The organism is Streptomyces sp. NRRL S-31, from assembly GCF_000718775.1.
Lineage (GTDB): Bacteria > Actinomycetota > Actinomycetes > Streptomycetales > Streptomycetaceae > Streptomyces.
This window is the reverse complement of sequence record NZ_JOCB01000012.1, coordinates 20872-37211: the sequence shown is the minus strand read 5'-3', so window position 1 is coordinate 37211 and position 16340 is coordinate 20872. Positions and strand designations below refer to the sequence as shown.

Annotated in this window: 12 protein-coding genes; 3 read left to right on the top strand and 9 right to left on the bottom strand. The window is 71.4% G+C overall.

Annotated features, from left to right (window positions below; all coding sequences use genetic code 11):
- Window positions 1-111: 111 nt before the first annotated feature.
- On the top strand, window positions 112-2283 hold the full coding sequence (locus IF37_RS0107215) for an AAA family ATPase (protein ID WP_030737975.1): 2172 nt from the start codon (window positions 112-114) through the stop codon (window positions 2281-2283).
- 20 nt (window positions 2284-2303) lie between these two features.
- On the opposite strand, the gene rpsD is transcribed toward IF37_RS0107215, so the two are convergent.
- From rpsD to IF37_RS0107190, 5 genes are all read right to left on the bottom strand, one after another.
- Window positions 2304-2918 (bottom strand): 30S ribosomal protein S4, encoded by a 615-nt coding sequence (rpsD, locus tag IF37_RS0107210; RefSeq protein WP_030737972.1) that lies wholly within the window; start codon window positions 2916-2918, stop codon window positions 2304-2306.
- A gap of 305 nt (window positions 2919-3223) precedes the next feature.
- Window positions 3224-4579, bottom strand: a complete 1356-nt coding sequence (locus IF37_RS0107205) for a replication-associated recombination protein A (RefSeq protein WP_030737969.1) — start codon at window positions 4577-4579, stop codon at window positions 3224-3226.
- 43 nt (window positions 4580-4622) lie between these two features.
- Window positions 4623-5279, bottom strand: coding sequence for a vitamin K epoxide reductase family protein (locus tag IF37_RS0107200; RefSeq protein ID WP_030737966.1), 657 nt, complete (start codon window positions 5277-5279; stop codon window positions 4623-4625).
- A 355-nt stretch (window positions 5280-5634) separates the two neighbouring features.
- A complete protein-coding gene (hisS, locus tag IF37_RS0107195; protein ID WP_030737963.1) occupies window positions 5635-6897 on the bottom strand; it encodes a histidine--tRNA ligase in 1263 nt (420 codons plus the stop codon).
- Between the two features lie 13 nt (window positions 6898-6910).
- On the bottom strand, window positions 6911-7618 hold the full coding sequence (locus tag IF37_RS0107190) for an MBL fold metallo-hydrolase (protein WP_030737960.1): 708 nt from the start codon (window positions 7616-7618) through the stop codon (window positions 6911-6913).
- Between the two features lie 167 nt (window positions 7619-7785).
- On the opposite strand from IF37_RS0107190, the gene IF37_RS0107185 reads away from it, so the two are divergent.
- On the top strand, window positions 7786-8616 hold the full coding sequence (locus IF37_RS0107185; RefSeq protein WP_030737957.1) for a peptidylprolyl isomerase: 831 nt from the start codon (window positions 7786-7788) through the stop codon (window positions 8614-8616).
- A 202-nt stretch (window positions 8617-8818) separates the two neighbouring features.
- Complete coding sequence (locus tag IF37_RS0107180) at window positions 8819-10048, top strand: DUF349 domain-containing protein (protein ID WP_030737955.1); 1230 nt, start codon at window positions 8819-8821, stop codon at window positions 10046-10048.
- Between the two features lie 68 nt (window positions 10049-10116).
- Here IF37_RS0107180 and IF37_RS0107175 read toward each other — a convergent pair whose 3' ends face one another.
- The 4 genes from IF37_RS0107175 to secD form a co-directional block, all read right to left on the bottom strand.
- Entirely contained in the window at window positions 10117-12654 is a 2538-nt protein-coding gene (locus tag IF37_RS0107175) for a bifunctional (p)ppGpp synthetase/guanosine-3',5'-bis(diphosphate) 3'-pyrophosphohydrolase (protein ID WP_030737952.1), read from the bottom strand.
- Between the two features lie 220 nt (window positions 12655-12874).
- The gene (locus IF37_RS0107170) at window positions 12875-13414 is read right to left on the bottom strand and encodes an adenine phosphoribosyltransferase (protein ID WP_030737950.1); all 540 of its coding nucleotides are present in this window, start codon (window positions 13412-13414) and stop codon (window positions 12875-12877) included.
- Window positions 13411-14520: a protein translocase subunit SecF gene (gene secF / locus IF37_RS0107165; protein WP_030737947.1), complete on the bottom strand. Its 1110-nt coding sequence runs from the start codon at window positions 14518-14520 to the stop codon at window positions 13411-13413. Before secF ends, IF37_RS0107170 begins: the two co-directional genes overlap by 4 nt.
- Window positions 14521-14523: 3 nt before the next feature.
- On the bottom strand, window positions 14524-16314 hold the full coding sequence (gene secD, locus IF37_RS0107160; RefSeq protein WP_173456742.1) for a protein translocase subunit SecD: 1791 nt from the start codon (window positions 16312-16314) through the stop codon (window positions 14524-14526).
- Window positions 16315-16340 lie beyond the last annotated feature (26 nt).

The window sequence follows — 16340 nt, the reverse complement described above, 5'->3', positions numbered from 1 at the left end:
CGAGCCTATCGCGCCGGAGCGGAGGGTCCGTACCCGATTACCCGGCGGCGCGAGCGGAGTCGCCGGAAGCGATTGTACGGAGTGAACACGGTTCAGTACCCTCCGTGTCCCATGCGAGGTCCTCACAGTCCCGGCCCCTGGACGGACGGCGGTCCGCCCCTCGAACTCACCCGCTTCGTCGGGCGCTCGGCCGAGCTGGCCGAGCTGACGGCGGCACTCGGCCGGGCCCGGCTGGTGACCGTGACCGGGGTGGGCGGGGTCGGCAAGTCACGGCTTGCCGCCCGGGTGGCGGCAGACCGGACGTCGAACGCCCCGGCGGACGGTGCGGGCTGGGCGCTGGTGGAGCTGGCCGCGGTGCGCGACCCGCGGTTCGTGGAGTACGCCGTGGTGGAGGCGCTGGGGCTCACCGACCACACCACCCGGCCGCCGCGGGAGACGCTGCTGGAGCACCTGGCCGGCCGCCGGGCCCTGCTGGTGCTGGACGGGTTCGAGCACCTGGTGGCGGCCTGTGCCGAACTGGTGGCGGAGCTGCTGCGGAAGCTGCCGGAGCTGCGCGTGCTGGCCACCGGCCGGCGGCCGCTGGGCCTCGCGGGCGAGCGGCTGTTCGCGCTGGCGCCGCTCGGCGACGACGAGGCGGTGGACCTGCTCGTGGACCGGGCCCGGGCGCAGGGAGCGCCGGTGGACGACGACGCCGGGGTGCGGGAGCTGTGCCGGCGGCTGGAGGGGCTGCCGCTGGCGCTGGAGCTGGCGGCCGGGCGGCTGCGGGCCCTGTCCCCGGCGCAGTTGCTGGAGCGCCTCGACGACCGGTTCCGGCTGCTGGCCGGCGGCGGCCGGGACGCCCCGCCCCGGCACCGGACGCTGCGCACGGCGATCGGCTGGAGCCACGAGCTGTGCACGCCGGCCGAACGGCTGCTGTGGGCGCGGCTTTCGGTGTTCGCCCGGACCTTCGACCTGGACGCGGCCGAGTACGTGTGCAGCGGGGACGGGCTGCCCGCCGAGGACGTCCTGGACGTGCTGTCGGAGCTGCTCGCCCAGTCGGTCGTCTCCCGCGAGGAGACGCCGTCGGGTCCCCGCTACCGGATGCTGGACACCGTCCGCGCCTACGGCGCCGGCTGGCTGGAGGCGACCGGGGACGCGGACCGGCTGCGCAGACGGCACCGGGACTGGTACCTGGGCCTGGCGGCCTGGTGCGAGCTGGAGTGGTTCTCGCCGCGGCAGCGGGAGGTGGCCGCGCGCGTGGACGCCGAGCTGCCGAATCTGCGGACCGCGCTGGAGTTCTCCCTGACCGAGCCGGACGAGGCGCACCTCGGCCAGCACCTGGCGGGCACGCTGTGGTTCTGCTGGGTGGGCTGCGGCCGGCTCTCGGAGGGGCGGCGCTGGCTGGAGCGCAGTGTGGCGCTGGAGTCGGAGTACGAGCGGTCCCGGCTGAAGGCGCTGTGGGTCCTCGGCCACGTGGCGATCCTCCAAGGCGACACGGTGCCGGCGCTGCGGGCGCTGCGGACGTGCCGGGAGCGGGCGGAGCGGTCGGCCGACCCGGCGGCGGTGGCCTACGCCGAGCACCGCACCGGCTGCCTCGCCCTGGTCACGGACGACATGGTCCGGGCGGAGGCGCTGCTGCGGTCGGCCCTGGCGCGCTACCAGGAGATCGGCGAGCTCAACAGCAACGTCCTGATGGGCCGGGTGGAGCTGGCGATGGCCCGGGCGTTCCAGGGAGACCTGCCGGAGGCGGTGCGGCTGTGCCGGGAGGTGCGCCGGATGTGCGAGGACCACGGGGAACGGTGGGCGCGCTCGTACGCGCTGTACGTACTGGCGTACGCGGCCTGGCTGGACGGGGACACGGCGGGGGCGCGGGAGCTGCTGGCGGACTGCCTGGCCGACGCGCACGCCTTCCGTGACCTGCTGGGCTCGGTGCTGGCCATCGAGCTGCTGGCGCTGGTGACGGTGGCCCAGGGCGATCCGGCGGAGGCGGCGGTGCTCCAGGGCGCCGCGGGACGGCTGTGGTCCTCGGTCGGGCTGCCGCTGTTCGGTTCGGCGTACTACAACGCCCCGCACGAGAGGTGCGAGGCCGCGGCCCGCCGCGCGCTCGGTGCCGCCCGGTACGCGGAGTGCGTGCGGGAGGGTGCGGGGCTGGACCGGGAGGCCGCGGTGGCCCGGGCGCTGGGCGACGGCATACGGCCGCTGCCCGCGCTGCCGGCGCCGCGGGGGCCGGTCGCGCGCACCTGCCCCGGACAGCGCGAACCCGCCGCCTCACCCACCCGGAAGGGCGGGGAGACGGCGGGCTGAGGTGCTGCGCCGGGCTGGGATCAGCGGGCGTAGTACTCGACGACGAGCTGCTCGTCGCAGATCACCGGGATCTCCTTGCGGTTCGGCTCGCGGTCCAGGCGGAACGCCAGGGCCTTGAGGTTCACCTGGAGGTAGCGCGGGGTCTCGCCGTCGGGGGCGAAGCCACCCTCACGGGCGATCTGGAAGAGCGTCTTGTCCTTGGAGCGGTCGCGGACCTGCACGACGTCGTCCGGGCGGACGCGGAAGGACGGCTTGTCGACCTTCTGGCCGTTGACCGCGATGTGGCCGTGGACGACCATCTGGCGGGCCTGGTAGATCGTGCGGGCGATGCCCGAGCGCAGGACCAGCGCGTCGAGGCGGCGCTCCAGCTCCACGATCAGGGCCTCACCGGTCTTGCCCTGGACCTTGGAGGCACGCTCGTAGGCGCGGACGAGCTGGCGCTCGGAGATGTCGTACTGAGCGCGCAGGCGCTGCTTCTCCAGCAGACGGACCTTGTAGTCCGAGTTCTGCTTGCGGCCACGGCCGTGCTCACCCGGCGGGTAGGGGCGGGCCTCGAAGTACTTGACGGCCTTCGGCGTCAGCGCGATGCCGAGGGCACGCGACTTCTTGACCTTGGGGCGGGACTGGTTCGCCACTGTCTCTGTCTCATTTCGTAGTGTTCGGCTCGTCAGGGTTTAGGGAGGTCGCATCCGCAGCCGGGAAAACCCGTCGGGTCCGCGAGGGACCTGCCGGGCAGCCGCTTCCCTGGTCTGGGCACATACGTGCAGCACGCGAGTGGCCCACCGACCGTCCCGGCGATGCGGGTGGTGGTGGGCTGCCCGCGACACCGTTCGACGGTGCGCGACGCTCCTGGATCCGGTCCGCTCGGGACCGGGTCTCCGGCCGGTTGTCCCGCTCTGACAGCACGGGACTCGGCGCTTCGGAAGAGTTTACAGGGTGCTCAGGACCGCTTGCGACCGAGGTGCGCGCGGGTCCACTCCACCGCGTCCGCGTACCTGGCCTCGGCTCCGTGCCGGCTCGGCGTGTAGTACACGCGGTCCTTGAGGGCGTCCGGGGCGTACTGCTGCTGGGCGATGCCCTCCGGCAGGTCGTGCGGGTAGACGTACCCCTGGGCGTGACCGAGCTTGGCGGCGCCCTGGTAGTGCCCGTCACGCAGGTGCGGCGGCACCGGGCCGGCCAGGCCCGCCCGGACGTCCGCCAGGGCGGCGCCGATCGCGGTGGTCGCCGCGTTCGACTTGGGGGCGAGGGCCAGGGCGATGGTGGCGTGGCTGAGGGTGAGGGCGGCCTCCGGGAAGCCGATCATGGCGACGGCCTGGGCTGCGGCCACGGCGATGGGCAGCGCGTTCGGGTCGGCCAGGCCGATGTCCTCGCTGGCGGAGATCATCAGGCGGCGGGCGATGAACCGGGGGTCCTCGCCGGCCTCGATCATGCGGGCCAGGTAGTGCAGGGCCGCGTCGACGTCGGAGCCGCGGATGGACTTGATCAGGGCGCTGGCGACGTCGTAGTGCTGGTCGCCGTCGCGGTCGTACTTCACCGCGGCCCGGTCGACGGTCTGCTCCAGCGTCCGCAGGGTGATCTCGCTCTCGCCCTGGTCCAGGGCGGCTCCGGCGGCGGCCTCCAGGGCGGTCAGGGCGCGGCGGGCGTCGCCGCCGGCGATCCGCAGCAGGTGCTCCTCGGTCTCCTCGGGGAGCGTGACGGCGCCCTTCAGGCCGCGTTCGTCGGCGAGCGCGCGCCCGAGCAGGCCGCGGACGTCGTCGTCGGTGAGCGGTTCGAGGGTGAGCAGCAGGGAGCGGGAGAGCAGCGGGGAGATCACCGAGAAGTACGGGTTCTCCGTGGTGGCCGCGATCAGGGTGACCCAGCGGTTCTCCACGGCTGGCAGTAGGGAGTCCTGCTGGGCCTTGCTGAAGCGGTGGATCTCGTCCAGGAAGAGGACGGTCTCCTTGCCGAAGCCGCCGGTGGCGCGGCGGGCGCCGTCGATGACCGCGCGGACCTCCTTGACGCCCGCGGTGATCGCGGACAGTTCCACGAACCGCTTGTCGGTCGCCTTGGACACGACGTACGCCAGGGTGGTCTTGCCGGTGCCGGGCGGGCCCCAGAGGATCACCGAGGACGGTCCGGCGGGGCCGCCGGAGCCCTCGCCGACCAGGCGGCGCAGGGGCGAGCCGGGCTTCAGCAGGTGCTGCTGCCCCACGACCTCCTCCAGCGTGCGCGGGCGCATGCGCACGGCCAGGGGGCTGGCCGCCGGGTCCTTCTCCTGGCGTTCTTCGGCTGCGGCGGTGAAGAGGTCGGGTTCCACTCTGAAACCCTAGAACACCGCACCGACAATCCCGTCCGGGCGGTCAGCTGGTCCAGAACTCCCACCAGCGGGTCAGCACCAGCATGCCGATGATGCCGATGTGCACGACCGGCAGCACCCAGGTGAACTCGCCGAAGAAGGACTTCAGCGGGCGCGGGGCCGGCAGGAAGCCGTTGCGGACGTTGAACGAGGTGACGTACCAGAACATGGTGATCGTGGCGACCCAGGCCAGCGAGCACCACAGGCACAGGGCGTTGATCCGGTACAGCGACTGGAACTGGAGCCAAGTGCAGAAGCCCACGCCGAACAGCGTGCCGAAGTTGAACGTCAGCCAGTACCAGCGCGGGAACCGGGCGCGGGCCAGCAGGCTCATGCCGACGCAGATGACGATGCCGTAGGCGACCAGGCCGAGCATCGGGTTCGGGAAGCCGAAGGCGGCGGCCTGCTTGCTCTCCATGACGCTGCCGCAGGAGACCACCGGGTTGAGGCTGCACCCGGGGGTGAAGGTCTTGCCCGCGACCTTGGCCTCGAGGATCTTGAACTTGTCGATCGTGATGACCCACGCGGCCAGCAGTCCGGCCGCACCGGTGATCACCAGCAGGATGGCCAAGGCACGGCTGCCGCCGACCCCGCGCGGGGCGTCGGCGGCGCGCTCCGGACCGGTCCCCGCGGAGACGTCGTTCACTGTCGTCTTGCTCATCACGCCGATTCCGTCACTTGAGAGCTGAACCATCTTCGGGCACCGGTCATTGTGCCGCACCCGGCCCGGTCCGCACCGTTCGCTGCGCATAAGGAGGCACGCACCGCGGGACGGACCGTTCGGTTCCGGCCGGTGCCAGGAGGCCGGGGCGCGGCCGGGGGGCCGGTTCCCCAGGTGGAGCCGGTGCCGGGCACGCGCGTGTGGCGATCCTGTGCGGGAGGCGTCCGGCAGGGCGAACCGGCGTCCACGGGGTTGACGGGGGTGGTGACGCGAGGTGACGGGGGACGGTGACGGCGCCCGAGGACGGGCGGGCGGGGCGGAGCCGGACGTGCGCCCGCGCTCCGCCCCGTACGCCTCAGCCCAGCCGGGACTCCAGCTCGGCCACGATCTCGTTGACGCCGATCGCCGTCTGCTCACCGGACTCCATGTCCTTGAGCTGGACGACGCCCTCGGCGAGGTCGCGCTCGCCGGCGACGATCGCGTAGCGGGCGCCCGAGCGGTTGGCGTTCTTCATCGCGCCCTTCAGGCCCTTGCCGCCGTACGCGAAGTCCGCCGCGATGCCGACCTTGCGCAACTCGGTGACCTTGGCGAACAGCAGCCGCCGGGCCTCCTCGCCGAGCGGCACCGCGTACACGCTGGTGGCCGACGGGATGTCCAGCTCGACGCCCTCGGCCTCCAGCGCGAGGACCGTGCGGTCGACGCCCAGGGCCCAGCCGACGGAGGGCAGCGCGGGGCCGCCGATCATCTCGGACAGGCCGTCGTAGCGGCCGCCGCCGCCCACCGCGGACTGCGAACCGAGGCCGTCGTGCACGAACTCGAAGGTGGTGCGGGTGTAGTAGTCCAGGCCACGGACCAGCTTCGGGTCGTCCTCGAAGGAGACGCCCGCCGCCGTGATCAGCTCGCGGACCTCCTCGTGGTACGCCTTGCAGGCGTCGCACAGGTAGTCCCGGAGCAGCGGTACGCCGGTGAGCTGCTTCTGCACCGACTCCCGCTTGTCGTCGAGGACGCGCAGCGGGTTGATCTCGGCCCGGCGCAGCGTGTCCTCGTCCAGGTCCAGTCCGCGCAGGAAGTCCTGGAGCGCGGCCCGGTACACCGGGCGGCACTCCTTGTCGCCCAGGCTGTTCAGCAGGATGCGGAAGTTCCGCAGCCCCAGCGAGCGGTACGCCTGGTCGGCCAGGATGATCAGCTCGGCGTCGAGCGCGGGGTCCTCGGTGCCGATGGCCTCGGCGCCGACCTGGGAGAAGTGCCGGTAGCGGCCCTTCTGCGGGCGCTCGTAGCGGTACTGCGAACCGGAGTACCAGACCTTGACCGGGAGGTTGCCGGCCTTGTCCAGGTTGGCCTCCAGCACCGCCCGCAGCACGGGGGCGGTGGTCTCCGGGCGCAGGGCGAGCCGGTCGCCGCCCTTCGTCTCGAAGACGTACATCTCCTTGGTCACGATGTCGGTGGACTCGCCCACCCCGCGCGCGAACAGTTCGACGTTCTCGAAGCCGGGCGTCTCGATGTAGCCGTAACCGGAGCCGCGCAGCGGGGCGGCGATCGCCTCGCGCACCGCGAGGTACTTGGCCGAGTCCGGCGGGATCAGGTCGTAGGTGCCCTTGGGGGCCTTGAAGGTGCTCACGGGAGTTCTCTCGTCACATTCCTCGTCGGGGAGCCTCGGCGGCTCCCTGGCCGGCGGCCACCTGCCGCAGATAGGGATTGGTGGCGCGCTCCTGGCCGATGGTCGTCTGGGGGCCGTGGCCGGACAGCACCACGGTGGAGTCGTCGAGCGGCAGGCACACCCGGGCCAGCGACCGCAGCATGTCCTCCATGGATCCGCCCGGCAGGTCGGTGCGTCCGATGGAGCCGGCGAACAGCAGGTCCCCGGAGAAGAACACCGACGGCACGTCGGCGGTCTCGGGCATCCGGAAGCTCACCGACCCCTTGGTATGGCCCGGCGCGTGCGCGACGGAGAACTCCATTCCGGCCAGTTCCAGAGCGGCGCCGTCGGCCAGCTCCCTGACGTCGTCCGGCTCCCCCACGGTCAGCTCGCCCATCAGCGGCATGCCGATGGACCGGCCGAGCGCCTTCTCCGGGTCGCTCATCATGTACCGGTCCTCGGGGTGGATCCACGCCGGTACGTCGTGCGCTCCGCAGACGGGGACGACCGAGGCCACGTGGTCGATGTGGCCGTGGGTGAGAACGACGGCGACGGGCTTGAGCCGATGCTTCTTCAGTGCTTCCTCGACGCCTCGGGCGGCCTGGTGGCCGGGGTCGATGATCACGCACTCCTCACCGGCGGCGGGGGCGACGAGATAACAGTTCGTCCCCCAGGCCCCGGCGGGGAACCCGGCAATGAGCACGATCGTCCTTCGTTGTGTCGACTACTGGCGGCTTCCGCCGCCCTCAGAGCCTACCGGCGCTGCCGTTTCCTCAGCGAACCCATATACGGTACGGGGCTACACGCAGGGTCGGCTCACGAGGACGCACGCGTACCGCCGACACACGACAGGCATGAGGAGAGAACCCGGTGGTCAGCCAGGAGCAGCGGCGGCGTCAGCTCGCCCGGGAGAAGTTCTTGCGGCAGCAGCAGCGGCGCACCGAGGCACGGCGGAAAACCCGCCTGCGCAACTCCGTGATCGCGTCGGTGCTCGGCGTGGTCGTGATCGGCAGTGTCGCCCTGTACACGACCGGGGTGCTGAAGGGCGACGACGACAAGAAGCAGAACGCGAGCGCCCAGGTCACCCCGAGCGCCGGCGGGGCGCCGACGAGCAAGGCTCCGGACCCGTGCCGGAAGCCGGCGGCCGGCTCGGTGAAGAAGCTGAGCTGGAAGAAGGAGCCGGCGATGACGATCGACACGTCGGCGCGGTACTCGCTGAAGCTCGCGACGACCTGCGGTGACATCGGCGTCGCACTGAAGACGTCGGCGGCGCCGCACACGGTCAACTCGTTCGACTTCCTCGCCCGCGAGGGCTACTTCGACCACACCAAGTGCCACCGGCTGACCACCCAGGGCATCTACGTCCTCCAGTGCGGCGACCCGCAGGGCACCGGCATGGGCGGTCCGGGCTACACGCTCCCGGACGAGAACCTCAAGGACAAGAGCCTGAAGGACAACACGTACCCGGCGGGCACGGTGGCGATGGCCAACACCGGGCAGAAGCACACCGGCGGCAGCCAGTTCTTCCTGGTCTACAAGGACAGCCAGCTGCCGCCGAGCTACACGCCGTTCGGCACCATCGACGCGGCGGGCATGAAGGTGCTGGACAAGATCGCCGCGGCCGGCGAGAACACGGGCGGCGGTGACGGCGCGCCGAACGCGACGGTCGTGATCGACAAGGCCACGGTCACCAAGTCCTGACCGCTGCCCGGCCCCGGGTCCCGACCCCGCGCCCGGCCCCGGCCGGTGCGCGGACCTGAGGCTCCGCACGGACGGTGGCGGAATTCGGTCGTGCTGGATGCGGACAGGCCACCCGCTGGTCGCCTATGTTGGCCGTGACGAAACTGTGGACGATGTCCGGGGGCGCTGAGGCCCCCCGCAGGCATCATGTGGAGGAGGCGCTGTGAGCAGCGACCCGTGGGGCCGCGTCGACGAGACGGGGACCGTGTACGTGCGGACGGCCGAGGGCGAGCAGGTCGTCGGTTCCTGGCAGGCGGGCTCTCCGGAGGAGGCGCTCGCCTACTTCGAGCGCAAGTACGAGGGCCTGGTTGTCGAGATCGGCCTCCTCGAGAAGCGGGTGCGGACCACCGACCTGTCGGCGAAGGACGCGCAGGTCGCCATCGGTCACCTGCGCGAACAGGTGGACGCGCATCACGCGGTCGGTGACCTTCAGGCGCTGCGGGAACGGCTGGACAAGCTCGTCGCGACCGTCGAGGCACGCCGCGAGGAGCGCAAGGCGCAGCGGGCCAAGCAGTCCGACGAGGCCCGCAAGGCCAAGGAGGACCTGGTCACCGAGGCCGAGCAGCTGGCGCAGTCCGACCAGTGGCGGGCCGCCGGTGAGCGGCTGCGGGCGCTGGTGGACACCTGGAAGGGGCTGCCGCGGCTGGACCGCAAGTCCGACGACGAGCTGTGGCACCGCTTCTCGCACGCGCGGTCGGCGTTCTCCAAGCGGCGCAAGGCACACTTCGCACAGCTGGACGCGCAGCGCGAGGACGCCCGCCGGATCAAGGAGCGGCTGGTCGCCGAGGCCGAGGCGCTGTCGGGTTCGACGGACTGGGGGCCGACGGCCGCCCGGTACCGCGATCTGATGGCGGAGTGGAAGGCCGCGGGCCGCGCCCAGCGCGAGCACGAGGACGACCTGTGGAACCGCTTCCGCGGCGCCCAGGACGTGTTCTTCGCGGCGCGCAGCTCGGTGTTCGCCGAGCGGGACGCCGAGCAGTCGGAGAACCTGAAGCTGAAGGAGGAGCTGGCCGAAGAGGCCGAGAAGCTCCTGCCGGTCACCGATCTGAAGGCCGCGCGGGCCGCCTTCCGCTCGATCAACGAGCGCTGGGAGGCCATCGGTCACGTCCCGCGGGACGCCCGGCCGAAGGTGGAGGGCCGGATGCACGCCGTGGAGCGGGCGTTCCAGGAGGCCGAGGAGGCCGAGTGGCGCCGGACGAACCCGGAGGCACGCGCGCGTGCCGAGGGTCTGACCGGTCAGCTCCAGGCCGCCGTGGACAAGCTGAGGGCGCAGATCGAGCAGGCGCGCGCCCAGGGCAACAACGCCAGGGCCGACAAGCTGGAGAAGGAGCTGGAGGGCCGCCAGGCGCTGCTGGACCAGGCTCTGAAGGGTCTGCACGAGTTCGGCGGCTGACAAGTTCGTCCCGCACGGCCGAGGGCCCCGTACGCGCGTACGGGGCCCTCGGCCGTGTCCGGCGGCCGTCAGGACCTGCTGCGGCCCGAGGTCACGCGGTAGACGTCGTAGACGCCCTCCACGCCCCGGACGGCCTTCAGGACGTGGCCGAGGTGCTTGGGGTCGCCCATCTCGAAGGTGAACCGGGAGGTGGCCACCCGGTCCCGGGACGTCTGGACGGCCGCGGAGAGGATGTTGACGTGCTGGTCGGACAGGACCCGGGTGACGTCCGACAGCAGGCGGGAGCGGTCCAGCGCCTCGACCTGGATGGCGACCAGGAAGACCGAGGACTGGGTGGGCGCCCACTCGACGTCGAGCATGCGCTCCGGCTCGCGGGACAGCGAGTCGACGTTGACGCAGTCGTTGCGGTGCACCGATACGCCGCTGCCTCGCGTGACGAAGCCGATGACCGGGTCGCCGGGCACGGGGGTGCAGCAGCGGGCCAGCTTGACCCACACGTCGTCGACGCCCTTCACGACCACGCCCGGGTCCGCGCTGGAGCGCCGCTTGCGGCCACGGGTACGGGACGGCGGGACGGCCTCGTCGATCTCCTCGGTGGCGGCCTCCTCGCCGCCGAGGGCCTGGACGAGCTTCTGCACGATGTTCTGCGCGGAGAGGTGGCCCTCGCCGATCGCCGCGTACAGCGCGGAGATGTCCGAGTAGCGCATCTCGTGGGCGAGCGTGACGAGCGAGTCGCCGGTGAGGATGCGCTGGATCGGCAGGTTCTGCTTGCGCATGGCCCGCACGATGGCGTCCTTGCCCTGCTCGATCGCCTCGTCGCGGCGCTCCTTGGAGAACCAGCCGCGGATCTTGTTGCGCGCCCGCGGCGACTTGACGAAGCCGAGCCAGTCCCGGGACGGGCCGGCGCCGGCCGCCTTGGAGGTGAAGACCTCCACCAGGTCGCCGTTGTCCAGGGTGGACTCGAGCGGGACCAGGCGGCCGTTGACCCGCGCTCCTATGGTGCGGTGGCCGACCTCGGTGTGGACGGCGTAGGCGAAGTCCACCGGGGTGGCACCGGCCGGCAGCGCGATGACGTCGCCCTTGGGGGTGAAGACGAAGACCTCGTTGCGGGACAGGTCGAAGCGCAGGGACTCCAGGAACTCGCTGGGGTCCTCGGTCTCCTTCTGCCAGTCCAGCAGCTGCCGCAGCCACGCCATGTCGTTGATGGCGTCCTTGTCCTTGCCGGACGCCTTCGGCACGTCCGTGCGGACCTTGGAGGCGCCGGCGACGGCCTCCTGCTTGTACTTCCAGTGCGCGGCGATGCCGTACTCGGCGCGGCGGTGCATGTCGAACGTGCGGATCTGGAGTTCGACGGGCTTGCCGTTGGGGCCGATGACCGTCGTGTGCAGCGACTGGTACATGTTGAACTTGGGCATCGCGATGTAGTCCTTGAACCGGCCGGGCACCGGGTTCCATCGCGCGTGCACCGTGCCGAGGGCGGCGTAGCAGTCGCGGACCGTGTCGACGAGGACGCGGATGCCCACCAGGTCGTAGATCTCGGCGAAGTCGCGGCCCCGCACGATCATCTTCTGGTAGACGCTGTAGTAGTGCTTCGGGCGGCCGGTGACGGTGGCCTTGATGCGCGCGGCCCGCAGGTCGGACTGGACCTCGTCGGTCACTATGGCCAGGTACTCGTCACGCTTCGGCGCCCGCTCGGCCACCAGCCGTACGATCTCGTCGTACATCTTGGGGTAGAGGATCGCGAAGGCGAGGTCCTCCAGTTCCCACTTGATGGTGTTCATGCCGAGGCGGTGGGCGAGCGGAGCGTAGATCTCCAGCGTCTCGCGCGCCTTCTTCTCCTGCTTCTCGCGCTTGAGGTAGCGCATGGTGCGCATGTTGTGCAGCCGGTCGGCGAGCTTGATGACCAGGACCCGCGGGTCCTTCGCCATGGCCACGACCATCTTGCGCACGGTCTCGGCCTGCGCGGCCTCGCCGAACTTGACCTTGTCCAGCTTGGTCACGCCGTCGACGAGCAGGGCGACGACGTCGCCGAAGTCGCGGCGCAGGTCCTCCAGGCCGTACTCGGTGTCCTCGACGGTGTCGTGCAGCAGCCCCGCCATCAGGGTCGCCGGGTCCATGCCCAGCTCGGCCAGGATGGTGGTGACGGCGAGCGGGTGCGTGATGTACGGGTCGCCGCTCTTGCGCTTCTGGCCGCGGTGCCAGCGCTCGGCGACCTGGTAGGCGCGCTCGATCTGGCGGAGCGTGGAGTTCTCGATCTTGGGGTCGTTGCTGCGGACTATGCGCAGCAGTGGCTCCAGGACCGGGTTGTAGGGGTTGGCGCGCTGGACGCCGAGGCGGGCGAGGCGGGCCCGGACCCGGTTGGAGGAGCCGGTGCGGGCGGGCTGCGCCGGCTGGCGCACCACGGGGGGCTGCGCCGGGCGCTCGGCCGGGGGCTGCTTGGGACGCGCGGACTCGGCGCTCTTCTCCACGGGCGCGGAGTGGGCGTGCTCGACCGTCCCGCGGGTGTCGTTCTTCACGTGGGACGACGTACTCGGCGCGGGCTTCGCCGCGGCGGCCGAGGCGGACTCGGGCTTGGCGGCGGTCAGTGGCTGGGCCTCGTCTGGCAAGAGGACTCCTCGTGCGCGATCCGGGTCCCCCGGTCAGGCTCCGGAGACCCCATGGTAGCGATCCTGCGCCCGGTCAACGCTTCCAGGCGGCTGTGCGGACCGACTACCCGGTAAACACGGGGGGCTCCCCCGGGATTCCGGAGAATGACTCCCGGGTGTTCCAAAGGAACGGCCGCCCCGGCGGTCGGTGCCGTGGGCGGCCGTTCTCCTGCGGTCGTGCTCAGACCTGGAGCAGCGCCTCCAGCGGAGCGCCGTCCAGGGCGGGCTCCAGCCGGGCACGGCCGCCCAGGAAGCCCAGTTCCATCAGGACGGCCAGCCCCGAGACCTCGGCGCCGGCGCGCTGGATCAGGTGGATCGCGGCCTCGGCCGTACCTCCCGTGGCCAGTACGTCGTCCACGATCAGGACGCGGTCGCCGGACGTCAGGTCCTCGGCGTGGACCTCGATCTCCGCCGAGCCGTACTCCAGGTCGTAGGCCTGGCGCAGGGTGGCTCCGGGCAGCTTGCCCGCCTTGCGGACCGGGATGAAGCCCAGGCCCGCGCGGACGGCGACCGGGGCGCCGAGGATGAAGCCGCGGGCCTCCAGACCGACGACCTTGGTCGCGCCGGTGTTGGCGGCGATCTCGGCCAGGACGTCGGTGAGCGCGGTGAAGGCGGCCGGGTCGGCCAGGAGCGGGGTGATGTCCTTGAACATCACGCCCGGCTCCGGGTAGTCGGCCACGTCACGGATGCGGCTGAGCAGCAGCTCCTGGATGTCGGTCATCGGCGCTTCCCCGAGGTCCGGCCGCGGCCCCGGCCGCGGGACGCGGGCTGATGGCGCGGGCCCACCACGGCGGGGGCGCCGTCGTCGTCGGCTTCGTCACCGCCGTAGCGGGCCTCGGCGACGTCGTCGTCCGCGCCGGCCTGGGCGCGCTTGGCCAGGACCCGCTTGGTGAGGGCCCGCATCGCCGGCTCGCGCTCCTTGAGGTCGGCGACGAGCGGCGTGGCGATGAAGATCGACGAGTAGGCACCGGCGGCGAGGCCCACGAACAGCGACAGCGAGATGTCGTTGAGCGTGCCAGCGCCGAGGAAGCCGCCGCCGATGAAGAGCAGACCGGCGACCGGCAGCAGGGCGACGACCGTGGTGTTGATGGAGCGGACCAGGGTGCCGTTGATCGACCGGTTGGCGATCTCGCTGTAGGTGAACCGGGTCTGCTTGGTGATGTCCTTCGTCTGCTCCTTGAGGCTGTCGAAGACGACGACCGTGTCGTAGAGCGAGTAACCGAGGATGGTCAGCAGACCGATGACCGTGCCGGGCGTGACCTCGAAGCCGACCAGGGCGTAGATACCGGTCGTGATGGTGATGTCGTGGATCAGCGCGACCAGCGCCGCGATGGCCATCCGCCACTCGAAGGCGATCGCCAGGTAGATCACCACGAGGACCATGAAGATCGCCAGGCCCTCCCAGGCCTTGTTGGCGATCTGCTCGCCCCAGCTCGGGCCGACCAGGTCGGCGGCGAGCTTCTCGGGGTCGAGGTTCAGGTCCTTGGCCAGCTCCTGCTTGATCTTGTCGGACTGGCCGGTGTCGATGCCGGCGATCTGGATGCGCAGGCTGCCGTTGCCGAGCTTCTGCACGACCGCCTGGTGGCCGGAGGCCGTGTTGGCGTACTCCTCCGCCTGGGCCACCGACGTGCTCATCTTCGTGGGCGTCGTGAAGACCGCGCCGCCCTGGAACTCGATGCCCATGTTCAGGCCGCGCACCGCCAGGCCGACGATGGCCGTGATGGTGATCAGGATCGAGACGCCGTACCAGATCCTGCGCTTGCCGACGAAGTCGTAGGAGATCTCGCCGCGGTGCAGTCGAGCGCCGAGGTTGCCGAGTTTCGACATCGCTCACGCCTCCTTCGGGTCGACGGGGCCGGCGGCGGGACCGGCGGGACGGCGGGTGCGGCGCAGCGGCGGCTTGGCACCGAGGCCCTTCGGGTCGAGTCCGGACCACTTGTGGCCGTCGGCGAAGAACCTGCGGCGGGCCAGCAGCGTCATCAGCGGCTTGGTGAAGAAGAAGACGACGACCACGTCGAGCACGGTGGTGAGACCCAGCGTGAACGCGAAGCCCTGCACCTTGCCGACGGTGACGATGAACAGCACCGCGGCGGCGAGGAAGGACACGAAGTCGGAGACCAGGATGGTGCGCCGGGCCCGCGGCCAGGCCCGCTCGACGGCGGGGCGCAGCGTGCGGCCCTCGCGGATCTCGTCCCGGATGCGTTCGAAGTACACGATGAACGAGTCGGCGGTGATACCGATGGCGACGATGGCACCGCAGACGGCCGGCAGGTTCAGCGCGAAGCCGATGGCCGGGCCGAGCAGCGCCATGATCACGTAGGTGAGGATCGCCGAGACGATCAGGGAGGCCATGGCCACGACCGACAGGCCGCGGTAGTAGACCACCAGGTAGATCACGACCAGCGCCAGACCGATCGCGCCGGCGAGCAGACCGGCGTGCAGCTGCTCGCCGCCGAGCGCGGCGGTGACGGTGGTGACGGACTGCTCCTGGAAGGACAGCGGCAGGGCGCCGTAAGACAGCATGTTGGCGAGGCTCTGCGCCTCCTCCTGCTTGAAGCTGCCGGAGATCTCCGCCTGGCCGCCGGTGATCGACTGCTGCACGAACGGGCTGGAGACGACCTCGCCGTCGAGGACGATGCCGAACTCGTTCTGCGGCTGGGTCTTCTGGGCCAGCTCACCGGTGATGTCGGCGAACTTGCTCGCCCCGCTCTTGGTGAAGGTCATCTGGACCTGCCAGCCGGAGGCGCCCTGGGTGTCGAAGACCGCCTGGGCCTTCTTCACCTCGGTGCCGTCCACGGCGGCCGGGCCGAGCAGGTACTTGTACCAGGCGCCGTCGATCTCGCCGCAGGCCACGGTCGACTGGCCGGGCTTGACGTTCTTGCCCGCCTTGGCGCGGTCGGTGGCCTTGGAGCAGTCCAGGGCCGCGTACTCGGCCTGGAGCCTGGGGTCGGGGGTGGCGCCGCCGCCGGACGGTGCCGATGCCGATGCCGACGGCGTGGCGCTGCCGGAGGCGGAACCGCTCGGCGAGGGGGTGGAGCCGGCCTTCGTCAGCGCGCCGGTGACGGCCCGGCCCTGGGAGGTCGCCGTGGCCGTGGGGGACGAGGAGCCGGACGAGGACGCCGTCTCCTTCGCGGAGGCGCTCGACGACGGGCTCGCGCCCGGCTTCGGCGAGGAGCTGCCGGAGGACGCGCCCGGGGAGGGGCTCTGCGCGGCGGGGCCGCTGGGCTCGCTGGCCAGGACCGGCCGGAAGTACAGCTTGGCGGTGGTGCCGACCTGCTCCTGGGCCTCCTTGGAGTTGGTGCCCTTGGGGATGTTGACGATGATGTTGTCTTTCCCCTGGGTCTGCACCTCCGCCTCGGAGACGCCCAGGCCGTTGACACGGCGGTTCATGATGTCGACCGCGGTGTCCATGTTGGCCTTGTTGATCGCGGACCCCTGGTCGGCCTTCGCCTTGAGCGTGATGCTCGTACCACCGGCGAGGTCGATGCCGAGACGCGGAGTCTTGTGACCGGAGGCGAACATGCCTCCGGTCAGCGCCACGATGGCGATCAGGATGAGGGCCAGCGAGCGCCCTGGCTTGCTCTGGGCGCTCGCGCTTCGGCCCCTCTTAGGTGCTGCCACCTTCTCGTACTCCCTCTCGGGCCGCC